Origin of the sequence: Citrobacter sp. NCU1 (assembly GCF_010231475.1) — a bacterium.
Taxonomy (GTDB): domain Bacteria; phylum Pseudomonadota; class Gammaproteobacteria; order Enterobacterales; family Enterobacteriaceae; genus Citrobacter_D.
Window position 1 is genome coordinate 84,271 of record NZ_NRDO01000012.1, and the last position, 15,908, is coordinate 100,178.

Annotated in this window: 11 protein-coding genes and 1 pseudogene; 5 read left to right on the forward strand and 7 right to left on the reverse strand. The window is 53.0% G+C overall.

The annotated features are described in order from the left end of the window. Positions 1–143: 143 nt before the first annotated feature. Complete coding sequence (gene fdhF, locus CJP72_RS05265) at positions 144–2,291, forward strand: formate dehydrogenase subunit alpha (RefSeq protein ID WP_162379844.1); 2,148 nt, start codon at positions 144–146, stop codon at positions 2,289–2,291. Between the two features lie 66 nt (positions 2,292–2,357). Here fdhF and CJP72_RS05270 read toward each other — a convergent pair whose 3' ends face one another. From CJP72_RS05270 to dhaR, 5 genes are all read right to left on the reverse strand, one after another. Further along, positions 2,358–3,002, reverse strand: coding sequence for a hypothetical protein (locus tag CJP72_RS05270; RefSeq protein ID WP_162379859.1), 645 nt, complete (start codon positions 3,000–3,002; stop codon positions 2,358–2,360). Between the two features lie 298 nt (positions 3,003–3,300). Beyond that, entirely contained in the window at positions 3,301–3,939 is a 639-nt protein-coding gene (gene leuE, locus CJP72_RS05275) for a leucine efflux protein LeuE (RefSeq protein WP_162379845.1), read from the reverse strand. A gap of 137 nt (positions 3,940–4,076) precedes the next feature. Then, complete coding sequence (umuC, locus tag CJP72_RS05280) at positions 4,077–5,342, reverse strand: translesion error-prone DNA polymerase V subunit UmuC (RefSeq protein WP_162379846.1); 1,266 nt, start codon at positions 5,340–5,342, stop codon at positions 4,077–4,079. Beyond that, positions 5,326–5,760 (reverse strand): translesion error-prone DNA polymerase V autoproteolytic subunit, encoded by a 435-nt coding sequence (gene umuD / locus CJP72_RS05285; protein ID WP_162379847.1) that lies wholly within the window; start codon positions 5,758–5,760, stop codon positions 5,326–5,328. The genes umuC and umuD overlap by 17 nt, the downstream gene beginning before the upstream one ends. A gap of 133 nt (positions 5,761–5,893) precedes the next feature. After that, on the reverse strand, positions 5,894–7,810 hold the full coding sequence (gene dhaR / locus CJP72_RS05290; RefSeq protein ID WP_162379848.1) for a dihydroxyacetone kinase operon transcriptional regulator DhaR: 1,917 nt from the start codon (positions 7,808–7,810) through the stop codon (positions 5,894–5,896). 323 nt (positions 7,811–8,133) lie between these two features. Between dhaR and dhaK the strand changes: the two genes are divergently transcribed. The 4 genes from dhaK to CJP72_RS05310 all read left to right on the forward strand — a co-directional run bounded on the left by dhaK (position 8,134) and on the right by CJP72_RS05310 (position 13,179). Beyond that, the gene (gene dhaK, locus CJP72_RS05295; protein ID WP_162379849.1) at positions 8,134–9,204 is read left to right on the forward strand and encodes a dihydroxyacetone kinase subunit DhaK; all 1,071 of its coding nucleotides are present in this window, start codon (positions 8,134–8,136) and stop codon (positions 9,202–9,204) included. Positions 9,205–9,215: 11 nt separating this feature from the next. Continuing rightward, positions 9,216–9,848 (forward strand): dihydroxyacetone kinase subunit DhaL, encoded by a 633-nt coding sequence (dhaL, locus tag CJP72_RS05300; RefSeq protein ID WP_162379850.1) that lies wholly within the window; start codon positions 9,216–9,218, stop codon positions 9,846–9,848. Positions 9,849–9,858: 10 nt separating this feature from the next. After that, positions 9,859–11,292 (forward strand): dihydroxyacetone kinase phosphoryl donor subunit DhaM, encoded by a 1,434-nt coding sequence (gene dhaM / locus CJP72_RS05305; RefSeq protein ID WP_162379851.1) that lies wholly within the window; start codon positions 9,859–9,861, stop codon positions 11,290–11,292. 180 nt (positions 11,293–11,472) lie between these two features. Then, the gene (locus CJP72_RS05310) at positions 11,473–13,179 is read left to right on the forward strand and encodes an alpha,alpha-trehalase (protein WP_162379852.1); all 1,707 of its coding nucleotides are present in this window, start codon (positions 11,473–11,475) and stop codon (positions 13,177–13,179) included. 50 nt (positions 13,180–13,229) lie between these two features. Here the strand turns inward: CJP72_RS05310 and CJP72_RS05315 are convergent. Together CJP72_RS05315 and CJP72_RS05320 are read right to left on the reverse strand one after the other, a co-directional pair. After that, positions 13,230–15,334 (reverse strand): annotated as a pseudogene (locus CJP72_RS05315) (TonB-dependent siderophore receptor). Positions 15,335–15,470: 136 nt separating this feature from the next. Further along, positions 15,471–15,725: a GlsB/YeaQ/YmgE family stress response membrane protein gene (locus CJP72_RS05320; RefSeq protein WP_162379853.1), complete on the reverse strand. Its 255-nt coding sequence runs from the start codon at positions 15,723–15,725 to the stop codon at positions 15,471–15,473. Positions 15,726–15,908 lie beyond the last annotated feature (183 nt).

Sequence of the window (15,908 nt, forward strand, 5' to 3'; positions counted from 1 at the left end):
CCCCGTCGTCTCTGGCTCTCTGCTGTTGGCACAACTTATGCTTAGTTTCCCGCGTCGCTATGACAAAACGAAGTCCATCGCCTGTAATGCGCTGACTTCTTATACAATTCGCGCTATTTCAGCTTTTAACAGGTCTGTTATTGATGAAAAAAATCACCAGTGTGTGCCCTTATTGCGGGGCCGGGTGCAAGCTCAAGCTTGTTGTTGAAAATAACAAAATCATCCGCGCCGAAGGTGCAGAGGGTGTAACGAATCAGAATCAATTATGCTTAAAAGGATTTTACGGTTGGGATTTTCTTAACGACACACGCCTTCTGACGCCACGTCTGACGCGTCCAATGATTCGCTATGAAAAAGGCGGCAAACTCACCCCCGTAAGTTGGGATGAAGCCATCCGCTACACCGCAAAGCGTTTGTCAGACATTAAAGCCGCCTTTGGCCCTCGCGCCATCATGACCACCGGCTCTTCCCGCGGGACAGGGAATGAGACGAATTACGTCATGCAGAAATTTGCACGCGCCGTGCTGAATACCAACAATGTCGATTGCTGCGCTCGCGTATGCCACGGCCCTTCCGTTGCCGGTTTGCAGGAGACGCTGGGCAACGGCGCGATGAGCAACGCGATTAGCGATATCGAACACTCCAAATGCCTGCTCATTTTTGGCTACAACTGCGCCGACTCTCACCCTATTGTGGCGCGCAGGGTCATTAAAGCGCGTCAGAACGGCGCCAAAATTATCGTGTGCGATCCAAGGCGCATTGAAACGGCCCGTATCGCCGATCAGCATTTGCAGTTAAACAACGGCTGCAATATGGCGCTGGTCAACGCCTTCGGCTATGTCCTGATTGATGAGCAGCTTTATGATCGGGAGTATGTGTTAAAACACACCGAAGGGTTTGATGCGTACTGGCAAACCGTAAAGGATTATGCGCCAGAATCCGTCGAACACGTGACTGGCGTTCCCGCACAGCAGGTACGTCAGGCGATGCGTACTTTCGCCGCCGCGCCTTCTGCGACGGTGATGTGGGGAATGGGTGTGACGCAGTTTGGTCAGGCCGTTGACGTTGTTCGTGGTCTGTCGAGCCTGGCCTTGCTGACCGGAAACCTGGGGCGTCCTCATGTCGGCGTGGGACCGGTGCGCGGTCAGAATAACGTTCAGGGGGCGTGCGATATGGGTGTGTTGCCCAATCAATTTCCCGGTTATCAGAACGTGACGGATGCCGCCGTCAGAGAGAAATTTGCCCGCGCCTGGGGCATTGATGCCTCCCTGATGGACGATAAAGTCGGTACGCGCATCACTGAAGTACCTCATTTGGCGCTCGAAGGTAAAGTCAAAGCTTACTACATCATGGGGGAAGATCCGCTGCAGACAGAGGCCGATCTGGGGCTGGTGCGTTCAGGATTTAACGCGCTGGATTTTGTCGTGGTGCAGGATATTTTCATGACCAAAACAGCGGAAGCGGCCGATGTGATTCTGCCCGCCACATCGTGGGGCGAACACGGAGGGGTCTTTACCTGCGCCGACCGTGGTTTTCAGCGTTTCGAAAAAGCCGTTGAGCCGGTCGGTGACGTGAAGCGTGACTGGGAAATCATCAGCCTGATCGCCACCGCAATGGGCTACCCCATGCACTATAAAAATAATCAGCAAATCTGGGATGAAATGCGCGAGTTATGCCCGCTATTCTATGGCGTGACCTACGAAAAAATGGGCGATATGGGGCATATTCAGTGGCCATGTCCTGACCTTGATCATCCCGGAACTCCATATCTTTATCTGCACAGTAAATTTGATACACCCAACAGAAAAGGCAAACTGTTCGCCGCCCCGTGGCGTGCGCCTGCTGAGGTGCCGGATGAGCATTTTCCCCTGGTGCTTTGCACCGTGCGTGAGGTCGGGCACTATTCCTGCCGTTCCATGACCGGTAACTGTGCGGCGTTGCAGGCACTGGCTGATGAACCGGGGAATGTGCAAATCAACGGACTTGATGCGAAAAAGCTAGGGATTCGTCATCGCGATCTGGTCTGGGTAACCTCTCGCCGCGGCAAGGTGATCAGCCGTGCCGACGTCTCCGATCGCATTAACCGTGGCGCAGTATACATGACATACCAATGGTGGATTGGCGCCTGTAATGAGCTGACTCAGGATAACCTTGACCCCATCTCAAAAACGCCCGAAACAAAATATTGCGCCGTGAAAATTGAGCCGATTGCCGATCAACGCTGGGCGGAAAACTATGCTGTGGAAACTTACACGGCGATGAAATCACGTCTCTGTGAGGCCATCGGGTAAGATTCGTTATCGCCTCTCGCCTGGGTCCGTCTTTTCGGACTCAGGCAAGATGTATCGGCTAATGCACTATTTCGCAAACTGCACGTCACCCACTTTGGACGTCGCATTTTCACCCTGTATCTCCCGCTGCATAAACCCCAGCGTAATCAGAAATAATCCCAACATAAACGGCAACTCATACAGTTCTTCAATAAGCTCGGCATATTGCTGGTTATGCAGGAAAACGGGCGCCATCAAACGATGATGCTCTACTGTATCGGAAATCAAAAAAGTCGCAGCGGTCACGACGAACAACCACAATGGGAACGGCTCTTCACGTAATCGACGTACAATTTCGTGACGCAGCGTTTTCGAAAAAAACACCGGTAATACAAGTGCGGCAATCAAGATGACAGAGATGGTTCTGAATATGATTCTGGGTTCGTCCGGGAAATAAGCACGCCCCCAACTGGTGCTACGCCCCAGTAACACCAGCCACCATACAACGGCCCATAGCCAAAACTGTTTTGCCCCTTCCGGGCGAGAAAGTGGCTTGATATACCAGACGGTAAACAATGCACCAAACAGCAGCCATAACGCTTGTCCATTTTCGATCCACGTCACCACGACGCCATCGAGCAGAGGAAGATGCCCGTCTGCAGTGAAGGGGATCAGTATCGCGGCCAGTGCAAGCAGCACCGTTGTTGAGGTGATTCGGGTATCAAATTTCATAAGCATTTTAGCCTGTTCCGCGTTCGATACCCGAATCATAAGTTTTGTGAATATCCATTCATTAGCAATCCATGCCATATCCTTAAGGTTTTCTTAATATTTTATTTCTGCTGATGTCTGCGGGTAAGGTAGTCTGCCAGACCATTAACAAAAAGCCGCACAGCGCAGTCATCATGCACATTTTTCATTTCATCTGACTGCAGTTTTTAAGGGTTGTTTTTTGACCACAAATCCGGATGGGGTCTCGATTTACAGGGGAAGAATAGCAAGGCCCGTCAGAAAAACGGGCCGGCAGGTATTACGACTGTAGCGTCGCCAGACGCGCGGCAAAGCCGACAAAAATCAAACCAATCAGAGAATTTCCGACCTTCGCCAGTTTCTTTTTAGTCCGAATATAGTGGGTTACAAACGCCCCCGAAATAATCAGGAAACTCAGGTAGAAGAAGCTCACCACTTCCAGCGTGATAGCCAAAATCAAAAATGACAGCCCCGTATGCGGCGCGTTCACATCAATAAATTGCACGAAGAACGACACATAAAAAAGGATCGCTTTTGGATTGGTCAGGCTCAGAATTAAGGCGCGTTTAAAAATCGCACCAAAGGGGACATCCTCGCCAGTCGACGCATTTTCTTTTGATTTCAGCGTCGCGTAGAGGATTTTTGCGCCAAGATAAAGCAGATAAAATGCGCCAAGATAGCGAACAATATTAAACAGCACCGGCGTCGTTTTAATCACCGTGGCAACGCCTGCGTAAGCCAAAAACATCAGCACCGCATCGCCAATAAACACGCCGCTTGCCGCGAGATACCCACCTTTCATCCCACGCCCGACGCTATTTTTCAGCACAAATATTGTATTAGGACCGGGGACCAGAACGATAAAAATTGCCCCAACCAGATACGTCCAGTAATTCAGAACTCCATACTCTGCGAACACGTTAACCTCTTCCTGAAAACACAGATACGCTTAGCTGCGAAACAATATGCTAACGAATGCGTCTGATGATGGGAAGGAAAATCAGGATGCCCACCAACACCCAGAATATTATCCCGAAAAAATAACGAAAAACTTATCTATTTCACCAGCGGTAACTCTGAAAACCGGGTGGTATAGCGTGGGGAGAGCATTTCCCGTTTCATTTGCCATTGCTGCTGAACCCCCTGCCCGGCAAAATAGAGGGTGCCTCTCCCCTTTTGGCTGTTGAGGTGATCCAACACCGCCATTAATTTCTCACTGTTGGGGCGTGGCGCGTTTTCATCAAACAAGTTTAGCTGAGCAATCCCCTGGCTGAAAAAATCACTGAGCATGACGCCGGCTTTCATGTAGCGAAAACCGTCTTTCCAGATCCTGTCCAGCGCACTGCAGGCAACACGAATAATGTCGCGAGTATCATTCGACGGAATCGTTAACTGACCGCAGGCCTGTGGCGCGTAAAAGACCTCATTTTCGGCATGCGGGCTGGTGCGAATAAATACGCTGATGTTGCAGCAGTATTGGCGTTCTGCCCGGAGTTTTTCGGCCGCGCGTTCAGCATACATACAAATCGCCTGATGCATCTCATCGTATCGGGTAATGCGATGGCCGAACGATCGGCTGCAAATAATTTGCTGTTTCGTTGGAGCAAACTCATCAAATGCCAGACAGGACTCTCCACGCAATTCACGTACGGTACGTTCCGTCACTACGCTGAAGTGTTTACGCATCACCCAGAGGGAGCTGTCAGCCAATTGCAGCGCCGACGCAATCCCCATCGCATTGAGTTTCTGACGGGTACGACGCCCGATACCCCAGACGTCTTCAACAGGGACGTGAGCAAGCAGTTTTCTCTGCCGCAAAGTGTCTGACAAATCGACCACACCTCCGGTTTTTTGCCATGTTTTCGCCGCAAAATTGGCGACTTTTGCCAGTGTTTTGGTCTGCGCAATACCTACGCCAACGGTCAACCCCGTGTTTTTCAGTACCTGAGAACGAATTTGGTGCCCAAACGCCTCGAGTGAATGACCACGCGCAACGCCTGACAGATCGATAAAAGCTTCATCAATAGAGTAGACCTCTATCGACGGCGCCATTTCTGCCAGGGTCAACATCACACGGTGGCTGAGATCGGCATAAAGCGCATAATTTGAGCTAAAAACCGCGACGTGCTGACGTCGCAATTCGTCTTTCACTTTGAAATAAGGCGCCCCCATTTTTATGCCGAGCGCTTTTGCCTGTGCCGATCGCGAAATAATGCATCCGTCGTTATTTGAAACCACCACCACCGGTTTTCCCTGGAGATCCGGTCGAAAAACCGTCTCACAGGACGCATAGAAACTGTTGACATCAACCAGCGCGAACATGTCTGTGTGATTTCAACGTAAAGGTCACAACGCCAAATATTTGCAGCTCTTCCTCGCTCTGCAACACGATGGGGGAATAATGCGGATTGTGGGGGGCGAGCTGAAGACGGGGCCGCGTTCGCAGCTCTTTCACCGTAAACTCCCCCGCCACGGCTGCTACCACAATATCGCCATGCGTCGCCGTCAACGAACGGTCAACCACCAATAGATCGCCATCGCTGATACCGGCCCCCACCATCGAGTCACCGCTGACCCTGAGGAAGTACGTTGCTCCCGGATGCTTCACCACCAGTGAGTTAAGATCGAGACTGTCCTCAACGTAGTCTTGCGCCGGGCTGGGAAACCCGCATGACACACGCTCCAGAAAGAGAGGTAACGTAATGATGTCATTACGTTCACAGGAAAAAATATCATTCATTGCGGCTAAACCAATAAATACTGTACATATAAACAGTATGTTGTATTTACCGCTCAAATCAAGCGACTTCTGCGATAAGAGAATAAACCCGTTGAAGTCACAACACATTCAGTGATCCGTGCCCCGTTTAATCTCAACGCGAGTCCTGACGATGGCGCTTAAACTGACTGACATCAATGTTGTACTGCTTTAGCTTACGCCATAGCGTTGTGCGCCCAATGTTCAATACGCTGGACATCTCCTGTACACGGCCGCCGGTAACCTGCGCTGCGCGAATAATGGCGTCTTTCTCAATACCGGCAAATGTCAGGTGAGTTGAGAGGCGCGTGCCCCTCTCTTCGGCGCGTTCGGTGAAAAGATGCTCCGGTAAATGGCTCAGCCGGATATGACCGTTGTCGCTGCTCATAGCGATGTTTTCGACCACACTGAGCAACTCAAAATCATTCCCCGGCCAGGCGCAGTCAACCAGTTTCGCCATTGCGTCATCCTCTATCTTCAGACGCGTCGAGAAGCGTTTCTCAAGACGCGCAAGCGTATTACGCACCAGGGCAGGAATACTGTTTCGCCGCATTCGAAGCGGTGGAATGGTGATCTCAAAGGCGTGTAATGCGTAGTAAAGCTGGCGGCTAAAGCGGTTTTGTTCCACCAGCAACGCGAGATCCAGGGTTGTCGATGCGATAACTTTAACATCGACAGGAATCAGCCTGCGGGCATCAAGACGCGTTAATACCCCTTGCTTGATTACCTGCAAAAGCGCCGATTGCAATTCCGGCTCCAGATATTCAATTTTCTCCAGAAACAATGTGCCGCCGTTTGCCAGTTCCAGACGACTTAAACGCCCGCCCTCCGTCGCGTCATCGGTATCGCCCTGTCCCAGCACGGTCTCGGCATACAGCTGACAGTTCACGGCAATATAGGGGCCTTCAGCCCGTTCACTTTCATTATGAATGGCCTGGCTGAGCTGTTCTTTGCCGACCCCTTCCTCCCCACAAAGCAACACCGGGAAGCGTCCCCGCGCGGCCTGACGCCCAAAATGCAGTAAGCGCCGGGTGTCAGGGTCGTCGCCCGGCATCTGTGCGAACGTGTGGCTCACCTTTCCCAATTGGCTGGTCATCAATTGCCGCATCTGTTCGACAGGATGGAGCAGCAGAATAAAACTGGCCCCCTGAGCCTCAATAATCGGTTTCAGGGTGATGACGGCATCAACAAATTGATGCTGGCTTTCAAACGTCACTTCAACATGGTTGAGCTGACGCATTTGCCGGATTGCACGCTGTAAAACGGCAGGCAGCGTGACCAGCTCAGTGATATTTTTCCCCTGGCTTGACTGGGCATCCAGATGCAGTAGTCGCGCGGCCTGTGCATTCAGAAATTGCAGCGTTCCCTGCTCATTCCAGGCCATCACGCCATCGACCATCCCCTCGAGCAGACCGTACAACTGATTCAGATGACGATTAGATTCGGTCAACAGATTGTCTGTCAGCAGTGAATTGCCCACTTCACGCGCTATCGCCAGCGTCAGCGGCAAATCAGACGCCGCCTCCTGCCCGACAGGGCAACACAAGGCGATGGAACCCGATTGGCGGCCGTGGTTATCAAAAATAGGCGTGGAGAAGAAACTCCAGCCAGACAGCTTGCATTTAAAATGTTGATCGCCAGAGGTTTGAATCGGCTGTCCAAGCGCAGACGCCAGGGATAACGCACAGGTGCCAATAAGACTTTCCGCACACCAGGCGCCGTTGTTAAAACCCAGTTCGCCAAGCTGTTGTAGCGTAAGCGGATCGCCGCAGCGGCTCAGAATACAGGCCGACTCATCGAGAATGAATAATCCACATTGCCGGGGGGACATGTATTCCCAGGCATCCTCCAGCGCTGCTTGCCCCAACGCCAGCAGTGCCGTCTTTCGTCGACAAATAGAGTCAAACGTCAGCCCCTGAGCCTGATGCGGCAGGATCCAGGGCTCCCGCTGCATCATTTTGCTACAGCGTTGCCATGAGGCACTAAGTACCGTAGAGACGGCGTTGTCGCCGGTTTGATGTAGAGTCGCCATATTTTCTCCGCACGCATAAGCGCGTTTTCCCACGTCCCGGACACCTGCAACCTTTCTTCGCCTTTTGCGGCAACAAAGAGTGTTGGCGCTCTCATTTTTGACGAAAAATTCCTCTCTACGTTCCATTATGAAACATAAATGAAAATATATGTTCCGTATTGAAACATTTATTTGTGGAATTTTCTTTTGCCGTCGCTGCGGCAGAATAACTTTATCGGCAGGATGTGGTCGCCGTGTTGTTGTCCATAACCGATACCCTCACGCAGATGTCTGCAATGTGTGCCTTTTTGCAGCCATCTCATGACGACCGACGGAGCACAAAAATGAAAAAATTGATTAACCGTGTCGAAGATGTCCTGAATGAACAACTGGCCGGTATGGCGAAAGCCTTTCCTACCCTGACGCTGCATCAGGATCCGCTGTATGTCACCCGTTCAGACGCCCCTGTGCCAGGGAAAGTGGCGCTGCTGTCGGGCGGCGGTAGCGGACATGAACCCATGCACTGCGGCTACATTGGTCAGGGGATGCTTTCCGGCGCCTGTCCGGGGGAAATTTTCACCTCTCCAACGCCGGATAAAATGTTTGAATGCGCGATGCGTATCGACGGCGGTGAAGGTGTTCTGCTGATTATCAAAAATTACACCGGCGATATTCTTAATTTTGAAACCGCTACCGAACTCCTGCACGACAGCGGCGTGAAGGTCACCACCGTCGTCGTTGATGATGATGTGGCCGTCAAAGATAGCCTCTACACCGCCGGTCGCCGGGGGGTGGCAAACACGGTGCTGATTGAGAAATTGGTCGGCGCCGCAGCCGAGCGCGGCGACACGCTGGAAGCCTGCGCAGAGCTTGGACGTAAACTAAACAATCTCGGCCACTCCATTGGTATCGCGCTGGGTGCGTGTACGGTGCCTGCCGCCGGTAAACCCTCATTTACCTTACAGGATAATGAGATGGAGTTTGGCGTGGGTATTCACGGCGAACCGGGTATTGACCGTCGGGCTTTCACCTCTCTCGACAAGACCGTGGATGAAATGTTCGACACCTTGCTGGAAAACGGCGCCTACAGCCGTACGTTACGTCACTGGGATCCTGTACAGGGCGCATGGCAGGAAGACAAACAGGCTAAACAACCGCTGCAACGTGGCGATCGCGTGATTGCGCTGGTCAACAATCTTGGCGCGACGCCGTTATCCGAGTTGTTCGGTGTCTATCACCGACTCGAAAACCGTTGCCAGGAAACGGGCATTCATATCGAACGCAATCTGATCGGATCTTACTGCACCTCCCTGGATATGGCCGGTTTTTCCATCACCCTCTTGAAAGTGGACGATGAGACGCTGGCCTTATGGGATGCCCCGGTGCATACCCCGGCTCTCAACTGGGGTAAATAAGGAGATTTTTTATGTCGCTCAACAGAACACAAATCGTTAACTGGCTCTACCTGTGCGGAGAAATCTTCACCAAAGAGAGTGATTTTCTCACCGGACTCGACAGAGAAATTGGCGATGCTGACCACGGTTTGAACATGCATCGCGGGTTTAGCAAAGTGGTCGAAAAATTACCCGCGATTGCCGACAAAGATATCGGTTTTATTTTGAAAAATACCGGAATGGTCCTGCTTTCCAGCGTCGGAGGCGCCAGCGGCCCACTCTTTGGGACCTTTTTCATTCGCGCCGCCCAGGTTACTCAGTCCCATCAAAGTCTGACCCTCGAAGAGGTCTATGCGATGGTGCGCGAGGGCGCTGAGGGTGTAGTCAACCGAGGTAAAGCCGAACCGGGTGATAAAACGATGTGTGATGTCTGGCTGCCGGTGGTGGAATCATTACGCCAGTCTTGCGAACAGGCGCTGTCCGTACCGGCCGCGCTGGAGGTCGCCCGTCAGCAGGCGGAAGCAGCGGCGCAAAGCACCATCACCATGCAGGCGCGCAAAGGTCGCGCCAGCTATCTCGGCGAACGTAGCATCGGTCACCAGGATCCGGGGGCGACCTCCGTCATGTTTATGATGCAATGTCTGGCAGCAGCCGCCAGAGAGTAAGGAGAATACGATGGTAAACCTGGTCATTGTTTCTCATAGCGCCCAACTGGGCGAAGGCGTTGGGGAGTTAGCCCGGCAGATGTTGATGGGGGGAAGCTGCAAACTCGCGGTGGCGGCGGGCATCGATGACCCGCAAAATCCCATTGGCACCGACCCCATCAAAGTGATGGAAGCCATTGAGTCCGTGTCTGACGCAGACCACGTGCTGGTGATGATGGATATTGGCAGCGCGCTTCTGAGCGCAGAAACGGCGCTGGATTTACTCGATCCTTCCATCGCGGCGAAAGTGCGTCTGTGTGCCGCGCCGCTGGTTGAGGGGACGCTCGCGGCGACAGTGAGCGCCGCGACAGGCGCCGGTATCGACAAAGTCATCAGCGATGCCATGAACGCCCTTGATGCCAAACGTGAGCAACTGGGTTTACCCTCGCCGTTTGAAGCAAACAACGCCACAGCACCGTTCTCAGTCCATGACAGTGAAGCGCGCTCGCTTTCTGTCGTCATCAAAAATCGTCATGGGCTCCACGTGAGACCGGCCTCCCGGCTGGTCGCCACTTTGTCTGCCTTTAACGCCGACATGCTGCTGGAAAAAAACGGTAAATGCGTCACGCCAGACAGTCTGAATCAAATCGCCTTGCTGCAAATACGCTGTAACGACACGCTGCGGCTGATCGCCAAAGGCGAACAGGCAGATGAAGCGCTGACGGCGTTCAAACAGCTTGCCGCAGAGAATTTTGGTGATTCACTGGAAGAGAGCGGCCCTGGCATTCCAGAGCATCTGCCACCCGACCCGGTGACTGGCATCGCGTTTTGCTATGCGCCTGTTCTGCCAGACATCACCAGTATCACTGCCACCTCCCCTCAGGAAGAGCAACAACGTCTTCGCGCCGCGATCCGGCTTACGCTCGATGACCTCAGCGAATTGACAGCGCTCGCGGAGGAAAAATACTCCGCTGACCTGGCCGCGATATTTTCCGGGCACCACACCTTGCTGGACGACCCGGAACTGGATGACATGGCCAGCGCCTTCATTCTCCATCAGCACTATAGCGCAGAAGCGGCATGGCAAAATGTCATGAGCGACCTCAGAGAGCAGTATCACCATCTCGATGATGCCTATTTGCAGGCGCGCTACATTGACATTGACGATCTGCTCCACCGTACGCTTCGGCATCTGAGTGGCATAAAAGTGCAAATGCCGCTCTTCACTCGCCCGACAATTGTGCTCACGGAAAATATTTTCCCGTCCACCGTGTTGCAACTCAACCCGCAATTCGTCAAAGGGATCGCGCTGAGTGCCGGCAGCGAGATGTCTCACTCTGCACTCATCGCCCGCGAAATGGGTATCGGCTGGCTTTGTCAGCAGGGCGAATCCGTCAGTACGTTGAAGACGGGAGAAATGATTACGCTGGATATTTCCACCCGCCGCATTCTCCGCTCAGAATAAATCCATCAATAGCGCGTCCCTGCCCGCAAAAGGCCGCGCTATTCATTTCATGCCATAAGGCGCGAAATGCCCGTGAGTTCCCAAAATGTGGGTTCAATCACGCGCAGAGGGCAATCGTGGACTAAGGTTTTCTCAGGGTTAATGCCGCTAACTCAGGCACACCGCTATGGAGGATCCTCAATGATAACCCCTGCCATTCGCCAACCAGGCTGGCTGCCTTTTATGATTAAACTGGCCCTGACGGGGACGTTTCTGACGCTCGCCTCGTGGTCTGTACAGGCACAAGAACAGAACGACAGTCTGCCGCAACCCCCGGATATTCTGCTGGGGCCGCTTTTCAACGATGTACAGAATGCAAAACTGTTCCCTGACCAGAAGACATTTGCCGACGCCGTCCCCAACAGCGATCCCCTGACAATCCTTGCCGATTATCGTATGCAAAAAAGTCAGTCTGGCTTTGATTTACGCCATTTTGTCGACGTGAATTTTACGTTGCCCAAAGAGGGGGAAAAATACATTCCTCCGGACGGACAATCGCTGCGTGAACATATTGACGGGCTATGGCCGGTGTTGACCCGTTCGACGAAAAGCGCGGGGAAATGGGACTCTTTGCTGCCGCTACCTGAACCTTATGTCGTGCCCGGAGGGCGCTTTCGGGAGATCTATTACTGGGATAGTTATTTCACGATGCTGGGACTGGCGGAAAGCGACCACTGGGATAACGTCGCGGATATGGTCGCCAATTTCGCCTACGAAATTGACAGTTGGGGTCACATTCCCAACGGCAACCGCAGCTATTATTTAAGCCGCTCACAACCCCCTTTCTTCGCGTTTATGGTGGAGTTGCTGGCGCAACATGAGGGCGATGACGCCCTGAAAAAATATCTGCCGCAGTTGCAAAAAGAGTATGGCTGGTGGATGGAAGGCGCAGAATCCCTCCAGCCAGGACAACAGCATAAACGGGTGGTCAAACTCGACGACGGTACGGTGTTGAACCGTTACTGGGATGAGCGTGATACGCCGCGTCCGGAATCCTGGGTAGAGGATATCGCCACCGCGAAGAGCAATCCGAATCGCCCGGCCACTGAAATTTATCGCGACCTGCGCGCGGCGGCCGCCTCCGGTTGGGATTTTAGCTCACGCTGGATGGATGACCCGCAACAACTCAGTACAACCCGCACGACCACTATCGTCCCTGTCGACCTCAATGCGCTGCTGTATAAGATGGAAAAAATACTCGCCCGCGCCAGTAAAGCCGCCGGCGACGATGCCAAAGCCAGCCAGTACGAAAGCCTCGCCAGTGCGAGACAAAAAGGGATCGAGGACCATCTGTGGAATGACAAAGAGGGGTGGTACGCTGACTACGATCTCAAGAGTAAAAAAGTGCGTAATCAACTGACGGCGGCGACGCTGTTCCCGCTGTATGTGAATGCCGCGGCAAAAGATCGGGCCAGCAAAGTGGCGGCGGCAACCCAGGCGCATTTACTGCAACCGGGCGGTCTTGCCACGACGTCGGTGAAAAGCGGACAACAGTGGGATGCCCCCAATGGTTGGGCGCCGTTACAGTGGGTCGCCACCGAAGGATTACAGAATTATGGTCAGGATACGGTTGCCATGGACGTCACCTGGCGTTTTCTGACCAATGTTCAACACACCTGGGAGCGCGAGAAAAAGCTGGTCGAGAAGTATGATGTCAGCAGTACCGGGACGGGCGGCGGCGGGGGCGAGTATCCGCTGCAGGATGGGTTTGGCTGGACGAACGGCGTTACCCTGAAAATGCTCGATTTGATCTGCCCGAAAGAAACACCGTGCGACAACGTACCCGCGACGCGCCCGGCACCGGCAGAGACTACTCCGCCTGCACCACAAAAACAGGCCACGCCCTGAAATCTGTAAGCCAGATGCAATGACCCGGCAGCACGCCGGGTCATCTTTTATCAGAAACTGTAGCTCGCACCGACCTGAACCGTACGATCGCGACCAATCCAGCAGTTGGTGCTGTCATAACAGCTGAAAGTCTCTTTGTTGGTAATATTCTGCGCGCTGGCTTTTAACGTGACGCCCGTCAGCGACGGCAGCGCTTCTCCCAGACGATACGATACGGCCATATCGTACTGGGTGGTGCCGCCAAGCTTACCCCTTTATTGTCCGGCGAGATCTCCATCGGTCCGGTATAGCGCGCTCCGGCGCCCATGTTCAGTCCTCGCAAAACCGTCTCATCAAAGGTGTAATCGCCCCACAGGTTAAATGCGTTTTCGGGAACCTGCGTCGGGCGCTTACCTTCATAAGTCTCATCTTCCGTATTGATGGCATGGGTATAGGCGTAGTTGGCGATCAGCGTGATGTTATCCGCCGGGCGGCTCACAACAGATACCTCTGCCCCTTTTGACTCTATCTCACCGGTCTGACGGTAATCCCAGGTTGGCGTGGCAGAGAGGACGTTTTTCTGACGAATATTAAACACCGAGGCGGTCAAGGTGGTGGCATATTCTGCCAGCAGGTATTTCACCCCGCCCTCCACTTGCTTGCTGGTCGTCGGCTTCACATCTTTTGCGGTTAACGTACCTTGCGGCGAAATCGGCTTGAAACCTTCGGAGTAGCTGATGAACGGGGAGATGCCATTTTCGAAGGCATACAGCGCGCCCAGACGTTTGGTCACGCGATCCTGGGAGATCCATGTTTTCTCGCCATTTTGCAGATCATCCGTGGTCGTGGAACGGTAGTCGTCATAACGCACGCTCGCCAGCAGATTCAGCCCGCCAAATTCCACCTGATCCTGCAAATAGTAGCCATTCTGCTGGTAGGAGAGACGGTTTTTCTGCGCGGTATAGAGCCCGAGTTCATCGCTGTGAATTTGATCATAATTCGGATCGCGCATATCGATCCCTGGCGTGTTGCTGGCATAACGGTACCAGTAATGGCTATCGAGTTTTTGGTAGTCAAAACCCGCCAGCAGATGGTGTTTCCAGTCCCCCAACTCAACGGTTTTGGTCACCTGATTGTCGATATTAAAGCTCTTCAGATCTTCATCGGTGGTGTAGGCAAAACGATTTAATTCCCATACCGGGTTCATGCCATTCCCGGTGGAGTAGACGCTACGCTGATGGGTATCGACATCAAAATAACGGGCTTTCTGCGTAAAGCCCCAGCCGCTGTCAAACTGGTGTTCAAAACTGTATCCCAGCATCCATTGTCGCTGTTTGAAACCACTCCACTCATCCCCGGCATAATCCCGTGAGTCGGCATACCCTGAGCGCAAATAGGCGATGGGCAGCGGGTTAGAAGGTGACAACGACGGCGTATTCTGCGCCAGCGCATCAATGGTCAGACGCGTTTTATTATCCGGCTGCCAGGTGACTGAGGGCGCCACCAGATAGTTTTCATAACGCGTGGTATGCGGCTGATCGTCGCCTTCCGTCGCTTTGCCCAGCAGACGGTAGTTCCAGTCGCTGTCGCTGATTTGCCCGGTCGAATCCAGAAAACCTTCTTTTAGATTGCGGGTCCCGGTCGTAAAACCCATTTCCGTTTTTTGTTCCGCTTGCGGCTTTTTCCCCTGGATGTTAACCAGCCCGCCTGGCGAGCCATTCCCATAAAGCACCGATGCCGGGCCTTTCAGGATATCCACGCTTTCAATCAACAGGGGGTCTATCCGTGCCTTGGTATTGCCGGTCACGTTATAGGGGAGCTGTAAGCCGTTGTAATACTCCTGCTCGACCGTAAAACCACGAATTTTATACTCGCTCATGTACGAGGTACTGCCCCGCACCTCCGTGGAGACGCCTGGCGCGTAGCGCAGGATCTCATTCACCGAGTTCGCGTGGCGCTGTTCGATCTCTTTACTGTCGATGGTATTAATTACCTGCGGCGTTTTGCTTTCCGGCACGGCCGACTTGGTGGCGCTGTTAGTCCAGGCGGGCAGCAGACTCTCCTGCCCGGCGGCTGTCACGACCATGGTTGATTCTTCGGCATACGACGGGAGTGTCAGTGCCAGGGTGATACATCCAGAGAGTGCGCGCAATGTAAAACAACGGGTGGTTTTCATGAGTGAATTATTATATGAGAAATGGAACGACAATTATTCGCATTTTCATTAACAAATCAAGTCATCCCTCCCCCTTTACATTCCAGCGCTTACAGCGCCTGCAGAAAGAAAAACGGCCCCCGCAGGAGCCGTTCTGTTAATTTCGCCGCAGGAGTCGAAAGACGCCCAGCACAATAATTGCACCAACGACGGCCACCAGGAAACTATTCAAATTGAATCCACTGATACTGCCGCCAATGCCAAACATGGTCGCCAACCATCCACCGACAACCGCACCCACGATACCGAGAATGCAGGTCAGGATAAAACCACCACCATCACGGCCCGGCATGATCAGTTTGGCGATAACACCTGCAATCAGACCAAAAACAATCCAGGCAATAATTCCCATTTTCAGGCCCTCTTTCCAGTGAACGCATGCGCAAGACGTTCTTGCACTCGCACTCTAAGTATAGGCAAGCCAAAATTCTGCGCTTTTGGACGCCGCCTTAATTCGTTCAGTTTGAAAAAAAATTTCACCCATTTGTATTAAGTTCTGTCGCGCAATGCCGATAACTGACGACAGTCTGTCAGG